The sequence below is a fragment of the Pseudarthrobacter sp. 902506025 genome (assembly GCF_040702325.1).
Classification (GTDB): Bacteria; Actinomycetota; Actinomycetes; order Actinomycetales; family Micrococcaceae; genus Arthrobacter.
Window position 1 is genome coordinate 178,106 of sequence record NZ_JBFBKW010000002.1, and the last position, 19,071, is coordinate 197,176.

At 68.0% G+C, this 19,071-nt stretch carries 20 protein-coding genes, 1 pseudogene and 1 riboswitch; of the genes and pseudogenes, 11 read left to right on the top strand and 10 right to left on the bottom strand.

What is annotated here, in order from left to right:
• Position 1: 1 nt before the first annotated feature.
• From AB0280_RS04630 to AB0280_RS04640, 3 genes are all read right to left on the bottom strand, one after another.
• A complete protein-coding gene (locus AB0280_RS04630) occupies positions 2–367 on the bottom strand; it encodes a DMT family transporter (protein ID WP_307491989.1) in 366 nt (121 codons plus the stop codon).
• Positions 367–690 (bottom strand): DMT family transporter, encoded by a 324-nt coding sequence (locus AB0280_RS04635; RefSeq protein ID WP_307491734.1) that lies wholly within the window; start codon positions 688–690, stop codon positions 367–369. Before AB0280_RS04635 ends, AB0280_RS04630 begins: the two co-directional genes overlap by 1 nt.
• A gap of 9 nt (positions 691–699) precedes the next feature.
• A riboswitch (guanidine-III (ykkC-III) riboswitch) is annotated at positions 700–765 on the bottom strand.
• A gap of 70 nt (positions 766–835) precedes the next feature.
• Entirely contained in the window at positions 836–1,405 is a 570-nt protein-coding gene (locus AB0280_RS04640; RefSeq protein WP_307491732.1) for a HutD/Ves family protein, read from the bottom strand.
• A 105-nt stretch (positions 1,406–1,510) separates the two neighbouring features.
• On the opposite strand from AB0280_RS04640, the gene AB0280_RS04645 reads away from it, so the two are divergent.
• Together AB0280_RS04645 and AB0280_RS04650 are read left to right on the top strand one after the other, a co-directional pair.
• On the top strand, positions 1,511–2,122 hold the full coding sequence (locus AB0280_RS04645) for a phosphoribosylanthranilate isomerase (RefSeq protein ID WP_307491730.1): 612 nt from the start codon (positions 1,511–1,513) through the stop codon (positions 2,120–2,122).
• A gap of 112 nt (positions 2,123–2,234) precedes the next feature.
• Positions 2,235–2,651: a YccF domain-containing protein gene (locus AB0280_RS04650; protein WP_366366315.1), complete on the top strand. Its 417-nt coding sequence runs from the start codon at positions 2,235–2,237 to the stop codon at positions 2,649–2,651.
• Positions 2,652–2,719: 68 nt separating this feature from the next.
• Here AB0280_RS04650 and AB0280_RS04655 read toward each other — a convergent pair whose 3' ends face one another.
• Positions 2,720–3,529, bottom strand: coding sequence for a 2-phosphosulfolactate phosphatase (locus AB0280_RS04655; RefSeq protein WP_307491728.1), 810 nt, complete (start codon positions 3,527–3,529; stop codon positions 2,720–2,722).
• Complete coding sequence (locus AB0280_RS04660) at positions 3,526–4,395, bottom strand: DUF4031 domain-containing protein (RefSeq protein ID WP_275180709.1); 870 nt, start codon at positions 4,393–4,395, stop codon at positions 3,526–3,528. Before AB0280_RS04660 ends, AB0280_RS04655 begins: the two co-directional genes overlap by 4 nt.
• A 117-nt stretch (positions 4,396–4,512) precedes the next feature.
• Here AB0280_RS04660 and AB0280_RS04665 point away from each other — a divergent pair, with 117 nt between their 5' ends.
• The 5 genes and pseudogenes from AB0280_RS04665 to clpB all read left to right on the top strand — a co-directional run bounded on the left by AB0280_RS04665 (position 4,513) and on the right by clpB (position 10,640).
• A complete protein-coding gene (locus tag AB0280_RS04665; RefSeq protein ID WP_275180710.1) occupies positions 4,513–4,923 on the top strand; it encodes a TOBE domain-containing protein in 411 nt (136 codons plus the stop codon).
• Positions 4,920–5,744: pseudogene (modA, locus tag AB0280_RS04670) on the top strand (molybdate ABC transporter substrate-binding protein); the annotation flags it as partial. The gene AB0280_RS04665 and the pseudogene modA, both read left to right, overlap by 4 nt.
• Before the next feature lie 146 nt (positions 5,745–5,890).
• Complete coding sequence (locus AB0280_RS04675; protein WP_307491723.1) at positions 5,891–6,778, top strand: ABC transporter permease; 888 nt, start codon at positions 5,891–5,893, stop codon at positions 6,776–6,778.
• Positions 6,775–7,851: a sulfate/molybdate ABC transporter ATP-binding protein gene (locus AB0280_RS04680; RefSeq protein WP_307491721.1), complete on the top strand. Its 1,077-nt coding sequence runs from the start codon at positions 6,775–6,777 to the stop codon at positions 7,849–7,851. Before AB0280_RS04675 ends, AB0280_RS04680 begins: the two co-directional genes overlap by 4 nt.
• Positions 7,852–7,997: 146 nt before the next feature.
• Positions 7,998–10,640 (top strand): ATP-dependent chaperone ClpB, encoded by a 2,643-nt coding sequence (clpB, locus tag AB0280_RS04685; RefSeq protein WP_366366316.1) that lies wholly within the window; start codon positions 7,998–8,000, stop codon positions 10,638–10,640.
• Positions 10,641–10,683: 43 nt separating this feature from the next.
• On the opposite strand, the gene AB0280_RS04690 is transcribed toward clpB, so the two are convergent.
• On the bottom strand, positions 10,684–11,364 hold the full coding sequence (locus tag AB0280_RS04690) for a septum formation family protein (RefSeq protein ID WP_307491717.1): 681 nt from the start codon (positions 11,362–11,364) through the stop codon (positions 10,684–10,686).
• 271 nt (positions 11,365–11,635) lie between these two features.
• Between AB0280_RS04690 and AB0280_RS04695 the strand changes: the two genes are divergently transcribed.
• Positions 11,636–11,869: a DUF3073 domain-containing protein gene (locus tag AB0280_RS04695; RefSeq protein ID WP_159635036.1), complete on the top strand. Its 234-nt coding sequence runs from the start codon at positions 11,636–11,638 to the stop codon at positions 11,867–11,869.
• A gap of 165 nt (positions 11,870–12,034) precedes the next feature.
• Here the strand turns inward: AB0280_RS04695 and AB0280_RS04700 are convergent, their stop codons facing one another.
• Positions 12,035–12,808 carry an alpha/beta fold hydrolase gene (locus AB0280_RS04700; protein ID WP_307491714.1) on the bottom strand — a complete coding sequence of 258 codons (774 nt, stop codon included), beginning with the start codon at positions 12,806–12,808 and terminating at the stop codon, positions 12,035–12,037.
• Positions 12,809–12,931: 123 nt separating this feature from the next.
• Here AB0280_RS04700 and AB0280_RS04705 point away from each other — a divergent pair, with 123 nt between their 5' ends.
• On the top strand, positions 12,932–13,708 hold the full coding sequence (locus tag AB0280_RS04705) for a VOC family protein (protein WP_307491713.1): 777 nt from the start codon (positions 12,932–12,934) through the stop codon (positions 13,706–13,708).
• Between the two features lie 46 nt (positions 13,709–13,754).
• Here the strand turns inward: AB0280_RS04705 and purM are convergent, their stop codons facing one another.
• Genes purM through AB0280_RS04720 form a run of 3 tightly spaced genes read right to left on the bottom strand, consistent with a single transcriptional unit; the run spans position 13,755 to position 16,940 of the window.
• Positions 13,755–14,900, bottom strand: coding sequence for a phosphoribosylformylglycinamidine cyclo-ligase (gene purM, locus AB0280_RS04710; RefSeq protein ID WP_159629833.1), 1,146 nt, complete (start codon positions 14,898–14,900; stop codon positions 13,755–13,757).
• A complete protein-coding gene (gene purF, locus AB0280_RS04715) occupies positions 14,897–16,567 on the bottom strand; it encodes an amidophosphoribosyltransferase (protein WP_159629835.1) in 1,671 nt (556 codons plus the stop codon). Before purF ends, purM begins: the two co-directional genes overlap by 4 nt.
• 58 nt (positions 16,568–16,625) lie before the next feature.
• Positions 16,626–16,940 carry a hypothetical protein gene (locus AB0280_RS04720; protein ID WP_159629837.1) on the bottom strand — a complete coding sequence of 105 codons (315 nt, stop codon included), beginning with the start codon at positions 16,938–16,940 and terminating at the stop codon, positions 16,626–16,628.
• A 313-nt stretch (positions 16,941–17,253) separates the two neighbouring features.
• On the opposite strand from AB0280_RS04720, the gene AB0280_RS04725 reads away from it, so the two are divergent.
• Together AB0280_RS04725 and AB0280_RS04730 are read left to right on the top strand one after the other, a co-directional pair.
• Positions 17,254–18,354: an S-(hydroxymethyl)mycothiol dehydrogenase gene (locus AB0280_RS04725; RefSeq protein ID WP_275180718.1), complete on the top strand. Its 1,101-nt coding sequence runs from the start codon at positions 17,254–17,256 to the stop codon at positions 18,352–18,354.
• The gene (locus AB0280_RS04730) at positions 18,354–18,974 is read left to right on the top strand and encodes an MBL fold metallo-hydrolase (RefSeq protein ID WP_275180719.1); all 621 of its coding nucleotides are present in this window, start codon (positions 18,354–18,356) and stop codon (positions 18,972–18,974) included. Before AB0280_RS04725 ends, AB0280_RS04730 begins: the two co-directional genes overlap by 1 nt.
• Positions 18,975–19,071 lie beyond the last annotated feature (97 nt).

The following is a 19,071-nucleotide window of genomic DNA, read 5'->3' on the forward strand; positions in this document are numbered from 1 at the left end:
CCTAGTCACCGCTGCGCACCCGCGGCGCATCTTTTTGGGCCGGCAACACCTTCAGGCCCGCGGCGCAGCCCACGATCCCCGCAATGAACAGCAGCTTCACCTCGCTGAAGGGCTCCACGCCGGTGGCCATCGCCCAGCCCACCGTCAACGCTGCGCCGATGCCCACCCAGACGGCGTAGGCGGTGCCCAGCGGGATGCTCCGGATGGCCATGCCGAGTCCCACCATGCTGAGCGTGGCGGTGACGGCGAAGACGATGGTGGGCACGGGCCGGGTGAAGCCGTCGGACAGGCCGAGCGCGGTTGCCCAGACCGCCTCCAGGACGGCCGAGGCCAGCAGCACCAGCCATGGAAGGCCGCGCTTCACCATCACGCCACCACCTTGAGGCCGACCACGCACGCGGCGATGCCGGACAGCAGCAGCAGGCGCGCCGCCGTCGGACGTTCAACCCTGCTGGCCATCGCGTAGGCGGAGGTGAGGACCACGCCCACACCCACCCACACGGCGTAGGCCGTACCGGTGGGGATGGACTGCATGGCCACGGCAAGTCCGCCGGTGCTGGCGGCCACGGCCACCAGGAACAGGGCAGCGGGGGCAACCCGCCGGCGTCCGGAAGCCTGGGAAGCACGGTGCAGGGCGGCGGCCCAGACGGCCTCCAGCGCCCCGGAAATGATGAGGATTATCCACGACATGACAGTTCCTTTGGCCAGTCTTGTCGCGTGCCGGGTACTGAACCGTCGTCCGGAGGCCCCGGTGCGGAGCCTTGAATTCCAAGGTAGCAAGGCACGACGGCGGGTTCCACCGTTGGTGCCCAAGCCCACCACCGGGCGGCGGCAGTCAGCCCGTGGGGCCGTTCGGGTCGATGGACACCACAGCCAGGAAGCCGCGGCCCAGGATTTCCGGGGAATCGCTGTCAGAGCCCACTACTGCGTCGTAACGGCCCAGGTCCAGCGGTTCCCCAGTGCTGTCGCTGACCTTCGCCTGTCCCTGCAACAGCACCCCGAGCTGCCCCTCGAACACGGGGTGGGCGCGCTTTTTGGACAGCTCAATGATGGAGGTAAAGCCCTTGAACGCCCCGGTCCGGGTGATGACGTTGAGGTCGCGGATGTCGCCCGTGGGCAGTTTGGCCCCGGTGGCGGCGCCGCCGTCGAACCGGAACGGACGGTACTTCTCCAGGGGCTGCTCCGCGCCGTCCACGGTGAGGAGCAGCAGCTCGCCCTCGATGACGGTCAGGACGCGCTCCATGCCCGGAAAAGGCGAAAAGTCGCCTGCCTTGGTGACGTCCGCGATGCTCAACCGCCAGTCCCAGCCGCCGTCGGGTGAAGCCTGGCGGGCAATTTCCCTGGTCACCCCGCCGCCGTTGCGCCATGGTTCGGCCTTAAGGTCAGCGAAGCGGATGATCTGCATCAGCCCAGCCTAGTTCCCCGCCATGGCCGCTCGTCGCAGTTGTGTCCGGTCCCTGCTAATCTCCTCCGGGGGGTCAACACGAAAACAGCCTGAAGGAGCCCGGGAATGTTCGTCAAAGTGTGTGGTCTCAGCACGCCCGAATCTGTCCGCGAAGCAGTGGACGCCGGCGCAGACGCCGTGGGATTCGTCCTCACCGCCAGCCCCCGGGTCGTCTCGCCGTCGCAGGCGGCCTCCCTGCTGGCGGGGGTTCCGGACGGCGTCACCCCGATCGGAGTCTTCCGCGACGAGCCCGTCGCCGATGCCATCGCCATTGCCCGGGCCGCGGGCCTTGAGTGGATCCAGCTGCATGGCGACCGGTCACGCGCAGACGTGGCAACAGTGCACGACGCCGGCATGAAGCTGGTCAGGGCCATCACCATGGGTGCCGGCCAGGACGAGTTCGAAGACTGGGGTGAGGACCTGCTCCTGATCGATGCCGCCGTGCCGGGCTCCGGGGAGTCCTGGGATTACTCCTCCGTGGCGGCCCTGCCCGTGCTTCAGGGACGGAACTGGCTGCTCGCCGGCGGCCTTGAAGCGGCGAACGTCGGCCAGGCAGCAGCCGCCGCGAACGCCTGGGGCGTGGATGTTTCCTCCGGCGTTGAAGCGACCCGCGGCGTGAAGGACCTGGCCAAGGTCCGGGCGTTCGTCCAGGCTGCAAAAGCGGCTGCCACAGTTTAGCGGCGGGCGGCTCCGTGGCCCGGGCGGCTGCGGGTCAGGGCAGGATCAGGGATGTCCCCCATCTTTTAGCCGAAGGGCCTTTTTGTCAGGGGGTCGAGGGCACAATGGGTGCATGAAGACACTTCTGAACATCATCTGGCTGGTTTTCGGCGGCTTTTGGCTGGCCCTGGGCTACTTCCTCGCGGGTGTGGTCTGCTGCCTGCTGATCGTCACCATCCCGTGGGGCATTGCCTCATTCCGGATCGCTGCCTACACGCTGTGGCCGTTTGGCCGGATGGTGGTGGAGAAGCCCGGCGGCACAGGTGTCTTCCCGCTGCTGGGCAACGTGATCTGGCTGCTGGTGGCCGGGATCTGGATTGCCATTGGACATGTGGTCACAGCGTTCGCCATGGCTGTGACCATTGTTGGCATCCCGCTGGCCATCGCCAACCTCAAGCTCATTCCGGTGTCCCTGATGCCGCTGGGGAAGCAGATCGTGCCCAGCACCACGCCGTTTGCGAGCACCTATCCCGTCAGGACCTACCGCTAGGCAGGACGTACCGCTAGGCAGGACCTACCGCTAGGCAGGACGTACAGCCTGGCAGGACTGCCGTCCCGTCACAGCGGGCGGAACGCCCTGTCCCGCAGGATGGCCGCCGAGTCGCTGTCATCCAGTTCAGCGGCGATGTCCACGTCCTCCGCGTAGCCGGCCCCGGACAGTTCCCGGCCGCTGGCGCACTGCTGGAGCGTTTCGCGCAGGCGCGGCTCGGCCGCTTCGAAGACAGCCATGGCCGCCACGGCCTCCGGAGCATAGCCGTGCCTGCCGTCCCCGGCCTCATAGCCGCCCTTGCCGGCGGCCACCAGTCCTGCGATGAAAGCCCCGGCTCCGATCTGGTCCTCCACCGCAGGGCGGAGGGTGCCGTCCGGCCAGCGTTCACCCGCGGCGACCACCGCCACCACTGCGTCGCCGGGAAGGTTGGCGGCCACCCAGTCTGCGGTGGCCGCGGCGTTCCGGAGGCATACTGCGGCCACCAGGGGCACTTCGGCCGCCAGGGCGTGGCAGAGTTCAGAACCGTTGGGGGAGGGCAGGACCACCCTTTCCAGCGAGGCTGCCGCGCGGAGGCTGGCGGGGGACAGGCTCAGCCCGCCGCCGTTCCGGGGGCCCGCCAGCTGGGCCTGGTGGTGGGCGGCGAAGTCCTCTGCGGTGGTGTCCCGCCAGCGGTAGGGGAAGACGTCGGCGCCCCGGTCCAGTGCCACGCTGACGCAGGTGCCGAAGGACAGGACGTCCACCACCACGGCGATGTCGGCGCCGGCGGCCACCGTCCTGCCCCCTTCCAGGCCCCAGTCCAGCCGCACGGTGAAGGGCAGCTGCCGGTGCGCCGCGTTGGCGGAGTATGTGTGCCGGGGGCTGCTGCCGGGCGCGTTCACTGCAATTCGCCGTTCAGGTTGCGGTGCGCGGCGTCCTGCCACAGTTCTTTGGCCCGCTGGTGGTGGAAGAGCGGGTCCAGTCCCAGCAGGTGCCGGACGACGGCGGCCCGGCCGGCTGCGAAGTCGGCGTCGCCGATGTGCGCGTAGTCCTTCCGCACGGCAGCTGCGTAGCGGGCGTATTCCTCGGGTTCGCCGCCGAGAATCGAGAGGTCGGCGTCGCAGAGGAGGGCGCCGTCGTCGTCACCCGGTTCCGGCCGGTGGTCCGAGGTCAGCCGGACCAGGCGCGCCACTTCCGCCACCTCTGCCTCCGGAAGGCAGGCGTCGGCAAGCCGTTCCTCCGCCAAGCGTGCCGACTCCTCCTCATCCATGCCGGCTGCCCCGCGGTACACGGCGTCGTGGAACCAGGCAGCCAGCAGTACTGTCCGGGGCGCTTCAGCCGGTTCGGTGAGCAGGTCCAGCGCCTCCAGTACGGACAGCAGGTGGGTGCAGCCGTGGTAGTGCCGGTGCGGTTCGCTCCAGCGGTCCAGCAGGTCCAGGAACAGGGCGTCGTGGCCTGGCATGATGGCTTCCCAGCGGTTCAGGAGGGGGACCTTTAATGACTTGTTCCGCCGGCGTGCCGGGATCCGCAGCCCGCTGGCAATGAGCCTGCGGACCAGCACCCGGCCCTCCACCGGAACCGCTCCCGCCGCCACCAGGTCATCAAAGCGGCGTTCCGGCACATCGTAGTGGTCGCCGTCGAACGCCCGCTCCGGAATCCCCGCGGCGGCAGCGAACGCGTGCAGCTCGTCCAGGGATGCGTCCGAGACCAGGTGCGAAAAGTGTGTTCCGTGTGCAGGCCACAGCGGCGGGTCGATGTAGATGGCCATGCAAGGAGTCTAGTGCTGCCCTTCCGTCGAACGCCGTGCAGCCACGCGGCCCATTCACGACCGCTCCTGCGTCTTAAAACGTGCCATCACCCCTCATTTGCGGGCTAGAATCGCCGAATGGCACTTATCCGCGTTTCAGAGGCCGCCCGTTTCCTGGGGGTGAGCGACGATACCGTCCGCCGGTGGACGGAGCAGGGAACCCTCACCGCGCTGCGGGACCCCTCCGGCCGCCTGGCGGTGGACGGGCTGGAACTGGCAACGCACGCGCAGAAGCTCGCCCAGCTTCCCGATGACCCGAAGAGCGGCAGCAGTTCGGCGCGGAACCGGTTCGTGGGCCTGGTGACCAACGTCATTACGGACAAGGTCATGGCGCAGGTGGAACTGCAGTGCGGGCCCTTCCGGGTGGTCTCGCTGATGAGCAGCGAGGCCGTGCGTGAGCTGGGGCTGGAACCTGGCGCCGTGGCCACCGCCGTGGTCAAGGCAACGACCGTCATCATCGAGTCGCCGAAGGGCCGGGCCGCCGCATGAGCCGGCAACCCGTCCGGTCCGCGGTTTCCACCCTCCGCGCCGCCGTCCCCGCACTGGCCGTGCTGCTGCTTGCTGTCCTGTCAGGCTGTGCCCCGGCGGGCAGTCCGGACGCGGGAACAAGTGCCGGCACCGCCACCGGTTCCGGCACCAAACCGGCAGGCGCCATCACCGTTTTCGCGGCCGCCTCACTCAAGCAGACCTTTACCGAACTCGCGAGCACTTTTGAAACGGAACACCCGGGCGCGACGGTCACCTTGAGCTTCGCCGGGTCCTCGGACCTTGCCAGCCAGATCAACCAAGGGGCGCCCGCTGACGTCTTCGCCTCCGCGGACACGGCCAACATGAAGAAGGTGCAGGACGCCGGCCTCACCGAGGGAACGCCGGAGGACTTCGCCACCAACACCCTGGCCATCGCCGTGCCGCCGGGCAACCCGGCGAAGGTCGCATCCCTGCAGGACCTGGCCCGGCCGGGCATCAAGCTGGTGACCTGCGCCCGGCAGGTCCCCTGCGGGGCTGCCACAGCCAAAGTGGCGGAAGCGGCGGGCGTCTCGCTGAGCCCGGTCAGCGAGGAGAACGCGGTCACTGACGTCCTGGGCAAGGTCACCTCCGGTGAGGCGGATGCGGGGCTGGTCTACGGCACGGACATCAAGGCCGCCGGGATCAAAGTGGCAGGCATCCAGTTCCCGGAATCGGGGAGTGCGGTCAACACCTACCCGATTGCGGCCGTCGCCAACGGCCGGAACAAGGCCACCGCCCAGGCGTTCGTGGACCTGGTCACCGGTCCCGAGGGCCAGAAGGTCCTCGCCGCCGCGGGATTCGGCCCGGCAGGATTCGGGCCGGACGGTTCCGGGTCAGCCACTTCCGGCCCGGGCAATTCCGGGCCAGCCGGTTCCGGACCGGCCACTTCCGACCCGGCCACTTCCGCCCCGGCCGGTTCCGGGTCAGCCAGCTCCGGCCCGGGCAGCAAGTGATACAGCGGCCAGGGAGGCCACCCCAGGCGCGGCCGCGCACCCAGGCCGCCGCCTACTCCGGCATCCCCGCGTGGGTCCGTGCGCTGGCAGTCCTGGCGGCCGTCGTCGTCGTGCTTCCCCTGCTGGCGATGGTGCTGCGCGTTGACTGGGCGCAGTTCATCCCGCTGGTGACGTCGGAGCCGTCCCTGACGGCACTGGGGCTGAGCCTGCGGACCTCGGCGGCAAGCACCCTCCTGTGCATCCTGCTGGGGGTTCCCCTGGCCCTGGTCCTGGCCAGGGACTCCTTCCGGCTGCAGGGGCTGCTGCGCTCGCTGGTGCTCCTGCCCCTGGTGCTTCCCCCGGTGGTGGGCGGCATCGCCCTGCTCTACACGTTCGGCCGCCAAGGGCTGCTGGGGCACACCCTGGAGGTACTCGGGCTGCGCATCGCCTTCTCCACGACGGCGGTGGTCCTGGCGCAGACGTTCGTGGCGCTGCCTTTCCTGGTAGTGAGCCTGGAAGGGGCCCTTCGCACCTCCGGCTCCCGCTACGAGGCCGTGGCCGCAACGCTGGGCGCGCGCCCTGGCACCGTCTTCCGGCGCGTCACGCTCCCGCTGGTCCTGCCCGGACTGGCCTCCGGCGCGGTCCTGTCCTTCGCCCGCAGCCTGGGCGAGTTCGGCGCCACGCTGACCTTCGCGGGCAGCCTCCAGGGGGTTACCCGGACGCTGCCGCTGGAGATTTACCTGCAGCGGGAAACGGACCCGGACGCCGCCGTCGCGCTGTCCCTGGTACTGGTGGCCGTCGCTGTCGCCGTGGTGGCGCTCGCATACCGGCAGCCGGCAGCGGCCAGTGCCGGAGCAGGGCAGCGGACGGCGGCGGCCGCACCGGCCGGAGGGGACGTCCGGTGACGCTGTCCTTCCAGGCGGCCGTGGCCGGGCGGGGTTTCGACGTGGACCTTGCCGTCCGGCCGGGTGAAACGGTGGCCGTCATGGGACCCAACGGCGCCGGCAAATCGACCCTGCTGGCCAGCGTCGCGGGCCTGCTGCGGCCGGACAGCGGCCTCGCCGAACTCAACGGCAGGACGCTCTTTGACCTCGACGGCGGAAAGCCCACCTGGGTGCCTCCCCATCACCGCGGCACCGCCCTGCTCGCCCAGGAACCTCTGCTCTTTCCCCACCTGAGCGCGGTGGACAACGTCTCATTCGGGCCCCGCAGCGCCGGCGTCCCCAAGCGCGACGCGAAAGAGCGTGCCCTGCGCTGGCTGGCGGAGGTGGAGGCGGAACACCTCGCCGGGCGCCGTCCCGCCGAACTCTCCGGCGGCCAGGCCCAGCGTGTTGCCGTGGCCCGCGCGCTCGCCGCGGACCCCGCACTTCTGCTGCTGGACGAGCCGCTGGCCGCCCTGGACATCCATTCCGCGCCGCTGCTGCGCCGCCTGTTCAAGCGGGTCCTCGCGGGGCGGCAGGCCATCATCGTCACGCACGATGTCCTGGACGCGCTGGTCCTTGCGGACCGCGTGGTCATCCTGGAAGACGGAAAGGTTGCAGAGGAGGGGCCCACGCGTGCCGTGCTGGAACGCCCGCGCAGCTCCTTTGCTGCCGGGCTTGCCGGACTGAACTTCATTCCCGGCACCCTCGACGGCGCCGGCGTGCGCACCAGCCAGGGCCTGCGGATCGCGGGGCACGACGAAGATCTGGGCGGCTCCGGGGAACCCGGCCGGCTGCCCGGGCCGGGCGGTCCGGGCGTGGCCGTGTTCCCGCCGTCGGCCGTGTCTGTGTTCCTCGACGACGCGCATGGAAGCCCGCGGAACTCGTTTGCCGTCACCATCACCGACCTCGAGCCCCATGGCGACCAGATCCGCGTGCGCGCCGGCAGCCTCGCCGCCGACATCACGCCGGCTGCCTCGGCGGACCTGGGCCTTGCTCCCGGGATGACCGTGCACTTCGTGGTCAAGGCCGCCGCCGTGTCCGTGTACGGCACATAACGCCAGGACCAGCCGGTGCGGGCCGGAAGGACTTCCGGCTCTGGACAGCTGTTTCGCCGTGGGCAAACATGGCAGGGGAACCTCGCCGCGCAAAGTTGAGCGTAGTACACTCAACTTAGTCAACAAGCCCCCGAAAGGAGCTCTCTTTGGACGTCAAATTCACCACCAAGAGCCAGGAGGCTCTTTCCGCGGCGGCAATGAACGCCTCGACGGCCGGCAACCCCCAGGTGGAACCGGCCCACCTCCTCAAAGCGCTGATGGACCAGCGGGAAGGCGTCGCCGTTGCACTCCTCCGCGCCACCGGCACGGACCCGGACGCCGTCAGCGTCCAGGCCAGCAGCGCCATCAAGGCCCTGCCCGCCACTTCCGGCGGCTCCAGCCAGCAGGCGCAGCTGTCCCGCCCCGCCCTGCAGGCCATCCAGCACGCCAAGGAGGAAGCGGACCGGCTGGGCGATTCCTTCGTTTCCACCGAGGTGCTCCTGGTGGGCCTCTCCGCCGGCAATGATGCTGCTGCGCGCCTGCTGCGTGAAGCCGGTGCCTCACGGGAGGCTCTGCTCGCTGCCCTCCCCGGAGTCCGCGGCGACCGAAAGGTGGACAGCCCGGACCCCGAAAACACCTTCCAGGCCCTGGAGAAGTACGGCACGGACCTCACCGCCATGGCCCGCGCCGGCAAACTGGACCCCGTGATCGGGCGCGACTCCGAAATCCGCCGCGTGGTGCAGGTGCTGTCCCGGCGCACCAAGAACAACCCGGTGCTGATCGGCCAGCCCGGCGTGGGCAAGACTGCCGTCGTCGAAGGCCTGGCCCAGCGGATGGTGGCAGGCGACGTCCCGGAAAGCCTGCGCGGCAAGACGCTCATCTCCCTGGACCTTGGGTCCATGGTGGCCGGCGCCAAATACCGCGGAGAGTTCGAGGAGCGGCTGAAGGCTGTCCTCGAGGAGATCAAGGGCTCCGAGGGGCAGGTGGTCACGTTCATCGACGAGATCCACACCGTGGTGGGTGCAGGCGCCACCGGAGATTCCTCCATGGACGCCGGCAATATGCTCAAGCCCATGCTGGCCCGCGGTGAGCTCCGCCTGATCGGTGCCACCACCCTGGATGAGTACCGCGAAAACATCGAAAAGGACGCGGCCCTGGAACGCCGGTTCCAGCAGGTGTACGTGGGCGAGCCCAGCGTGGAGGACACCATCGGCATCCTCCGCGGCCTCAAGGAGCGCTACGAAGCGCACCACAAGGTTTCCATCGCCGACTCAGCCCTGGTAGCCGCCGCCACGCTGTCCAACCGGTACATCATGGGGCGCCAACTTCCGGACAAGGCCATCGACCTCGTGGACGAGGCAGCGTCCCGCCTCCGCATGGAAATCGACTCCGCTCCGGAGGAGATCGACCAGCTGCGGCGCCAGGTGGACCGGCTCACCATGGAGGAACTGGCACTGTCCGGAGAATCCGATCCCGCATCCGTGGAGCGGCTCGCGGCACTCCGCGCCGACAAGGCGGACAAGGAAGAGGAGCTTTCGGCCCTGAACGCCCGCTGGGAAGCGGAGAAGGCCGGCCTCAACCGGGTGGGTGACCTGAAGGCGAAGCTGGACGAACTGCGCTCCGCCGCTGACAAGGCCCAGCGCGAGGGCGACCTGGAGGCTGCGTCCCGGATCCTCTACGGGGAAATCCCGGCCCTTGAACGCGAGGTGAACGCCGCCGCGGAAGCCGAGGCCGCCGTGACGGACAAGTCCGCGCAGATGGTGGCGGAGGAAGTCACCGCGGAGGACATTGCAGAGGTCATCTCCGCCTGGACCGGTATCCCGGCCGGCCGCATGCTGCAGGGTGAAACCCAGAAGCTGCTCCACATGGAAGAGGAGCTGGGCCGGCGCCTGATCGGCCAGGCCAAGGCCGTGACCGCAGTGTCCGACGCGGTACGCCGTGCCCGGGCCGGCATCAGCGACCCCAACCGCCCCACCGGCTCCTTCCTGTTCCTGGGCCCCACCGGCGTCGGCAAGACCGAGCTGGCCAAGGCGCTGGCGGACTTCCTGTTCGACGACGAACGCGCCATGGTGCGTATCGACATGTCCGAGTACGGCGAGAAGCACAGCGTCGCCCGCCTGGTGGGGGCCCCTCCGGGATACGTGGGCTACGAGGAAGGCGGCCAGCTGACCGAGGCCGTCCGCCGCCGTCCGTACTCCGTGGTGCTGCTGGATGAGGTGGAGAAGGCGCACCCCGAGGTGTTCGACATCCTCCTGCAGGTGCTCGACGACGGCCGCCTCACCGACGGGCAGGGCCGCACCGTGGACTTCCGCAACGTGATCCTGGTGCTGACCTCCAACCTGGGCAGCCAGTTCCTGGTGGACCAGTCCCTGGACGCCACGGCCAAGCGCAACGCCGTTATGGCCACGGTGAACGCATCCTTCAAGCCGGAGTTCCTCAACCGGCTCGACGAAGTGGTGCTGTTCGACGCCCTCACGGTGGACGAACTGGCCCACATTGTGGAGCTGCATGTTGAAGAGCTGGGGCGGCGGCTGCGCGAACGGCGCCTCACCCTGGAAGTCACCGACGGCGCCAAGGCGTGGCTGGCATTGTCCGGCTACGACCCCGCCTACGGCGCCCGGCCACTGCGGCGCCTGGTGCAGCGTGAGATCGGCGACCGGCTGGCCAAGGCCATCCTTGCCGGTGGGATCAGCGACGGCGACACCGTGGTGGTTGACACCGCCGCTGACCTGGGCGAACTCACCGAGGGCAACGTCGACACGCTGACGGGTGCCCCGAGCTCCGGCCTCTCAGTGCGGCGGAAGGACTAGCCGGCCCGCAGGGCTGGGGAGTGCTGCCCTGGCGGTTTGGCCGTCAGGGCAGCACGCTCGCGTTGATGACGTTGCCGCCGTCGGCAGTGACGTAGCAATCCACCCTGCGGTCCCCGGACTCCCAGCTGGTGTTGCTGGGAAAGCTGCGCTGGTAGTTCAGCTGGAACTGCTTGGCCGCCGGGCCGAGCTTCGCTGCCTGGCAAACTTCCAGCGCCTTGGCCTTGAGCGGGTCAGCGCCCGGATACTTGGCGCTGTCCGGGTAGTGGAGGGTGGCCACCAACTGCGCCGAATGGCCCGTGTCGCACGGCACCACCGTGGACGCCAGGGCCTGCGGGTCGAAGTCCTTGAAGCAGTCACCTACCGCGTAGGCTGCCGGCGCAACCCCGTCGCGGGGCAGGGGCTGGGGTGTGGCCGGCGGAGTAACGGCGGTCTGCAGGACGCCCGGGGCTGCGCTTTTCCCTGTGTCGGTGCCGGGAGCGGAGTTCAGCCACACGGCGAGCCATGCCAGCGAGCCGGCCACGGCGAGGATGACGACGATGAGGAACGCTTTCCAGAACGCAGGCCTCCTGTTGGCCCGCCTTTCCGGCCCGGGATCCTGGTGCGGCTGGGACCAGGTCACGGACTCCGGAGCGGGCGCCGAACCGGCGTCCCCGCCCTTGACTATTGGCAGGCTTCCGGTCCGCGGTGGCAAGGCTGGTTTGGGCGGGATGTCCTGGTGGTTCACGGGTGCGCATCCTCCTGGGTTTGGTACCGCGGCTCGCCAAAGGCCACACAAAATCGGCAGTTCTTAAGTGACTCTACCGAAGAAAAATCCCGGAATCCCGCGGGCGCAGGTGCGTGATGTTACCCCACGCGGGCGTCCGGGCCATGAGACGGCAAGCAGGGCCCGCCGAAAGCATGTAATCTAGGTGTACGACAAATTGACCAAACATTCCGGGGCCTCACCGATCGCCAAGGTGACCACCTCCGGTCCAAGTACAAAAGGGGGTCACGCCATGGGGCGCGGCCGTCAAAAGGCAAAAGCTACCAAGCAGGCTCGGGACATTAAGTACTACTCCCCGAACACTGACTATTCGGCACTTCAGCGTGAGCTGACGGGTCCGGGCAGTCGTTCGACGAGCCGTTACTCGAATGAGCCGGTTGAGCCGGACTATTCGGCTTATGTGGATAAGTACGCGGATGATTTGGATGACGATGACGACGAGGTAGACAACCGTCGCATCGGCTAGTTGTCGCCGGCAGCGGCTGCCCCTTTAGGCAGTGCACGCCGGTCTCAATAATCTTCGCCTCGCTGCTCCTTCTGCAGCGCTATCGGTGCTGACCGCAGTCAACAAAGGTCCGTTGGGCCATACCTGTTTCCGGTGTGCCCCCAACGGACCTTTTGCCGTTCCCGGCTAACGCGCGCGGCGCCTGACGGGCATGAGCGTCCGGGGAGGACCTTCGGCTGCCAGGAATGGGAGCATAAGGCTGGTGAGCGTGCCAGGCTGCTCCAGCGGCAGGCCATGGGAGGCGCCGGGAATCACCGCCAGCTGCCCATTGGGCAATGCCTCGTACAAGGAGACGGTGTGCGGCAGGGTCACAATGTCGTCGTCCCCCACCGCCACCAGTACCGGCTGCTGGATCCGCGAGATCTGGGACGTAGTGAGAGAAGGCTCGGTGCTGATCAGCTGCATGCCTTTCCGGGCTACCGCCTCAAAATGCCCGGGTCCGTCAGGAGAACGCTCGGCGTAGGCCCGGCCAAGCTCCTGTAACACCGGTGAGTCCGGGTCCATGTCCACGGGCTGGATGCCGTCCACGTGGTAGTTGGTGCCGATGACCACCATTTTCGCCACCAAGTCCGGCCGCGCCAATGCCACGAGGAGGGCAATGATGCCGCCGTCGCTCCAGCCGACGAGGTGGGCGGGGCCGGCGGCCACCTTCTCGAGGACACTGACTGACTCCCGCGCCATATCGCTGTAGTGGAAGTCGGCATCGGTGTCGGCGGTGTATCCATGGCCGGGGCGGTCGAAGGCGATGAGCCGGTAGTGTTCCGCGAGTCCGGCGCCAATGGTGCCAAGAAGGGCATCACTGTTGCTGAGGCCGCCGTGCAGCAGGAGCAGTGGAGCGCCATTGCCGCCGCGGTCCTCCAACCATGTCGGGTGTCCCTCGATGTCTACGATGCCGGCCATGTGTTCTCCCGTTCCGGATCGACGTTCTCCTGATGATGCCGCTGATCCCTGAGCCCAGTTGTGTGGGGGTTATTGTGCCCCTCACCCCTTGGCTGCTCAAGGGGTCCGTGTAGCCTTGCCTGCATGGCATTAGTTGAGGGATACCGTCACGGCGAGCCCTGCTGGGCGGATCTGCAGACCCCGGATGTTGCGGCTGCCATGGACTTCTACGGGCGGCTCTTCGGCTGGACGTTCCAGGACTTTCCCACCCCGGATGGCCGCAGCTACGCGCAGGCCTTTATCCGTGGCCGGTTGGTGGCCACTATTGCACCGCAAAGCCCCTTGCAGCTGCAGGCCGGCACCTCCGCAAAATGGAACGTCTACTTCGCCGCCGCAGACGCTGCGGACGTACTGGAGGAGGCTGCCCACGCAGGAGGGGCCGCCGAATTCGGGCCGGAGACGGTGGGCGATACCGGTGTTCTGGGCTTCCTTGCCCCTCCCGGAGGCGGAACCACAGGCATCTGGCAGGCAGGAAGCCACTACGGCAGCCAATTATTCAACGAGCCGGGCGCGCTGGCCTGGGCGGAACTCTTCACGCCCGAGCCCCAGGCCGCCGTCGGCTTCTTCCAGCAGCTTTTTGGGCATGAGGTCACCGAGTACCCGCAGGACGACGGCGGCAGCTACAGCACGCTGCTCGTCGACGGCAACGAGGTGGCCGGGATCATCCCTGCCGATGAGGGCGACGAAGCGGACTGGCAGATCTACTTCGGCACGGCAGACGTTGCCGCGGCGGCAGCGGCCGTCCAGGCAGCGGGGGGAGAGGTCCTCGTCGAGCCGGACGAGCGTCCCGCCGACGGGTCACTCGCCACCATCAGGGACCCGCAGGGCGGCGTCCTCAACCTGATCCAGACCGCCGCTTAAACGCCAAGTGCTCCCCGCCGGTGGAGGGGAGCACTCAAAGAAAGCTTTAGGCGTAGGCGTTGACCAGGCGGACAGCGCCGCCGTCCACGCCCTTGGCGCCCTGGACGTAGTCAGGTCCGGACTTGAGGATGGAGTCTGAGTCCTCGGTGACCGTGCCCATGATCCAGGACGGCAGGCCCCGTTCGTTCAGGCGCGCGACGGCGGCATCCGCGGCGTCGGGGGACACGATGGCCACCATGCCCACGCCGAGGTTCAGGGTGCGTTCCAGGTCGGCCAGCGGAACGTTGCCCAGCTCGGACACCAGCTTGAAGATGGCGGGCAGCTCCCAGGTGGCACGGTCCACCGTTGCCACCAGGCCCTGAGGGAGGACGCGGGCCAGGTTGGCGGCGAGGCCGCCACCGGTGACGTGGCTGAAACCGTGGACGGCCGCGCCGGCGCTGACCGGGAAGGTACGGGCCAGGTCCAGGCAGTCGGCCGCGTAGACGCGCGTGGGTTCCAGGAGTTCCTCACCCAGGGTGCGGCCCAGTTCGGAGACCTGGCGGTCCAGGGCCCAGCCGGCGTGGTTGATGACGCGGCGGACCAGGGAGTAGCCGTTGGAGTGCAGGCCGGAGGAGGCCATGCCGATCACGACGTCGCCGGCGCGGACGCGGTCCGGCCCCAGCAGCGCATCGGCTTCCACGACGCCGGTGGCTGCACCGGCGACGTCGTATTCGTGTTCGCCCAGCAGGCCGGGGTGCTCGGCGGTCTCGCCGCCCACCAGGGCTGTGCCGGCCACGGAGCAGGCAGCGGCGATGCCGCGGACGATGCCGGCGATGCGCTCGGGGACCACCTTGCCGCAGGCGATGTAATCGGTCATGTACAGGGGCTCGGCGCCCACCACCACGATGTCGTCCACCACCATGCCCACCAGGTCGAACCCGATGGTGTCGTGGATGTCCATGGCCTGGGCGATGGCGACCTTGGTGCCGACGCCGTCCGTGGAGGTGGCCAGCAGCGGCTTCTTGTAGGTCAGCAGCCGGGAGACATCGTAGAGGCCGGCGAAGCCGCCCACCCCGCCGATCACCGAGGAGTTGTGGGTTGCCTTGACGGCATCCTTCATGAGCTCGACGGCGCGGTCACCGGCTTCGACGTCCACGCCCGCGGACGCGTAGGTGATGCCGGCGTTGTCTGCGGCGGGGCTGGCGGAGGTCATACGGAGTCCTTCTTGTCGGCGCTGGTGGCGGCGTGTACGTCGGGCACGAGGTCGGCTTCGGTCAGCAGGTTCTCGAATTCGGAGTCGGGGCCGGGATCGCAGCCCGTGGCGCCGGCCTTTTCCGCCGGGTCCTCGGTGGCGTCGACGGCCAGGGCGGCCGTTTCGCCGGGAAGGGCCGCGGGGGAGGGCTTGAGGCCGCCCAGGTCGGTGCGCTCCAGGAGGTTCTTGCCCAGTTTGTCCGCGTCCGGAAGCTTGATGGGGTACTTGCCGGTGAAGCAGGCGGTGCACAGGCGTTCGCGCGGCTGCCGGGTGGCGCCGATCATGCCGTCCTCGGAGATGTAGGCCAGCGAATCGGCGCCGATGGCCTGCGAAATCTCTTCGATGGTGGCGCCGTTGGCGATGAGCTCCGCACGGGAGGCGAAGTCGATGCCGTAGAAGCAGGGCCACTGCACCGGCGGGGAGGAGATCTTGACGTGCACGGCGGCGGCGCCGGCCTCCCGGAGCATCCGGACGATGGCCCGCTGGGTGTTGCCGCGGACGATCGAGTCGTCCACCACCACCACGCGTTTGCCGCGGATCACGGACTCAAGGGCGTTGAGCTTGAGCCGGATGCCCAGTTGGCGGAGGGTCTGCGAGGGCTGGATGAAGGTACGGCCCACGTAGGAGTTCTTGACGAAGCCGTGTGCGAACGGAATGCCGGATTCCTCGGCGTAACCCACGGCTGCAGGGGTGCCCGACTCCGGGACGGGGATGACGATGTCCGCTTCGTGGGTGTTTTCGCGGGCCAGCTGGCGGCCCATCTCCACGCGGGACTCGTAGACGGAACGGCCGGCGATCGCGGCGTCCGGACGGGCGAGGTAGACGTATTCGAAAACGCAACCGGCCGGCGTCGGCTCTGCAAACTTCTTGGACCGCACCCCTTCTTCGTCGATGGCGATGAACTCGCCGGGCTCGATCTCGCGGATGAAGCTGGCACCCACGGTGGCCAGTGCGGACTGTTCGGAGGCGACAACCCAGCCGCGTTCCAGGCGGCCCAGGACCAGCGGGCGGATGCCGTAGGTGTCGCGGGCTGCGTACAGGGTGCCTTCGTCCATGAAGACGAAGCAGAAGCCGCCCTTGATCTTGGGGAGAAGCTCGGTAGCGGTCTCTTCCAGGCTCTTGCCCGGCTCACCTTCCAGCAGGGCGGTGACCAGCGCGGTGTCCGAGGTGTTGCCCTGCTTCATTTCGCCGGTGAGCTGCCCGCCGTTGCGCTCCGTGATCATGGCGTTGAGTTCGGCGGTGTTGGTCAGGTTGCCGTTGTGCGCCAGGGCCACCGTGCCGGTGGAGGTGGCGCCCAGGGTGGGCTGCGCGTTGGCCCAGTGGCTGGCACCGGTGGTGGAGTAGCGGCAATGGCCCACGGCCAGATGCCCGGTCAGGGTGTTCAGCGTGGTCTCGTCGAAAACCTGGGAAACGAGGCCCATGTCCTTGTAGACGTTGATCCGCTTGCCGTCGCTGGTGGCTATGCCAGCCGACTCCTGACCGCGGTGCTGCAGTGCATACAGCCCGTAATAGGTAAGTTTTGCTACTTCTTCACCAGGTGCCCAAACACCAAAGACGCCACAGGCATCCTGGGGTCCTTTTTCGCCGGGAAGAAGATCATGGGAAAGTTTGCCATCGCCGCGTGCCACTGATCGATTATCGCACGTTATGGGGTATGACTTTCCCCCGCTTCAGATTGTGACCCGGCTAGCCCTGGGGATCGGTGTCCGGTTCCGAGTCCGGGACGGCCTCCACGACGGCCCGTTCCTGCCGCCTCACGCTGCGGCGGTCCAGGACCAGCGCCAGCAGGGCGCCAAGCAGGGCGCCGCCAGCCGCAAACATCACCATGAAGAATCCGAAGACGGCGCCGGGGTCGAAGGTTGCGTCGCCGGGCAGCGCGTAAGCCACCACTGCGGCGGCGATAATGCCTGCCAGTGCACCCACAATCAAAAAAGGAACGTACTTGGGTGCGCGGCGGACGGTCACTTCGCGCCGCTCGGCAGGGGTTTCGTGAAAAGCCATGACATCCAGCCTACTGCCGGACGAAACAGCGGGTGTAACGGGTCCGTCGCCGTCCGTCCCTGGAGACACGCGCCGAATCCAGGACTCGATCCTGATAGCCACGCAGGCTGTAACTGATATATCTATTGACACAAAGTGTGGCCAGGGTCATATTCTGCTGTGAGCACTATGCGCAACAAGTTGTGCCATGCGCAATTCGACGCGTCCAGCTTTGCGGCAATGACGTGGTCCCCGGAGGTGGCATGTCGGCTAGATTGGCACTTGGTGCCGACTCACCGGATCCGGCCGGATCCAGGAAAGGAACACAAGAACCATGGTCCATAAAGTTCAAGCCGTCGTTGTCCGGGAGAAGAACGCCCCTGTGTCGTTGGAGACCATCCTGGTCCCGGATCCGGGCCCGGGCGAGGCCCTGGTGGACATCCTAACCTGCGGAGTCTGCCACACGGACCTGCACTACAAGCAGGGCGGCATCGGCGACGACTTCCCGTACCTGCTGGGCCACGAGGCCACCGGCGTTGTCAGTGCCGTGGGCCCGGACGTGACGTCCGTGGCCCCCGGTGACCGGGTCATCCTGAACTGGCGCGCCGTGTGCGGCGAGTGCCGGGCCTGTGCCAAGGGCCAGCCGCAGTACTGCTTCAATACGCACAACGCCACCCAGAAAATGACCCTTGAGGACGGCACGGTCCTCTCTCCCGCCCTGGGCATCGGTGCCTTCGCCGAAAAGACACTGGTCGCCGCGGGGCAGTGCACCAAGGTGGACCCCGACGTCGACGCGGCCGCGGTGGGCCTGCTGGGATGCGGCATCATGGCCGGCATCGGGGCCGCGATCAACACCGGCGAGGTCAAGCGCGGCGAGTCCGTGGCAGTGATCGGCTGCGGCGGTGTGGGCATCGCCGCGATCGCCGGGGCCAAGTTGGCGGGTGCGACGACGATCATCGCCGTTGACATCGACGACAACAAGATAGAGATGGCCAAGTCCCTCGGCGCCACCCATGGCGTGAACTCCAAGCAGGAGGACGCAGTGGAGGCCATCCGGGCCCTCACCGGAGGCAACGGGGCCGACGTGGTGATTGACGCCGTCGGCCGTCCCGAAACCTACAAGCAGGCGTTCTACGCCCGCGACCTCGCCGGCCGCGTGGTCCTGGTGGGCGTCCCGACGCCGGAGATGCAGCTCGAGCTGCCGCTGCTGGACGTCTTTGGCCGCGGCGGATCGCTGAAGTCCTCCTGGTACGGCGACTGCCTGCCCTCCCGGGACTTCCCCATGCTGGTGTCCCACTACAAACAGGGCAACCTGGACCTGGACGCGTTCGTCTCCGAACGCATCACCATCGACCAAGTGGAGGAGGCCTTCGGCAAGATGCACGAGGGCAAGGTCCTGCGTTCCGTTGTTGAAGTCAGCCCGGTGGAGGTCTGATGGCGGTCACCATTGAGAACCTGGTCACCTCGGGCACGTTCTCGCTCGACGGCGGCACCTGGGACGTGGACAACAACGTCTGGATCGTAGGCAACGACGAGGAATGCCTCATCATCGACGCACCCCACGATGCCGCCGCGATCATCAACCAGGTCCGCAGCCGGAAGGTCAAGGCCATCCTGCTCACCCACGCACACAACGACCACATCGGTGCCGCCCGGGCGGTTGCTGACGCCCTGGGCGCCCCGATCATCCTGAACGCCGAGGACATGATCCTGTGGGAGCAGGTCTACCCTGACGCCAAGCCGGACCGCTACCACTCCGACGGGGACGTGTTCGAGGTGGGCGGGGCACCGCTGAAGGCAATCCACACGCCCGGCCACTCCCCGGGGTCCACCTGCTTCTACCTCGAAAGCGAAGGGACGGTATTCACCGGGGACACGCTGTTCAATGGCGGCCCGGGTGCCACCGGCCGGTCCTACAGCGACTATCCCACCATCCTGAAGTCCATCCGCGAACGCCTGCTGACGCTTCCGGCTCAGACCGTGGTCCGCACCGGCCATGGCGGGGACACCACCATCGCCGCCGAGCAGGAAACGCTGGCGAAGGTTCCGGAGTAGCGGAAATCGGCAACGAGTGCCCTGGAGGCGCGCCGGGATTCCGGCGCGCCTCCACTGCAAATGAACAATTGAGCCGTCACGGGAGTTCCCGGGTGCC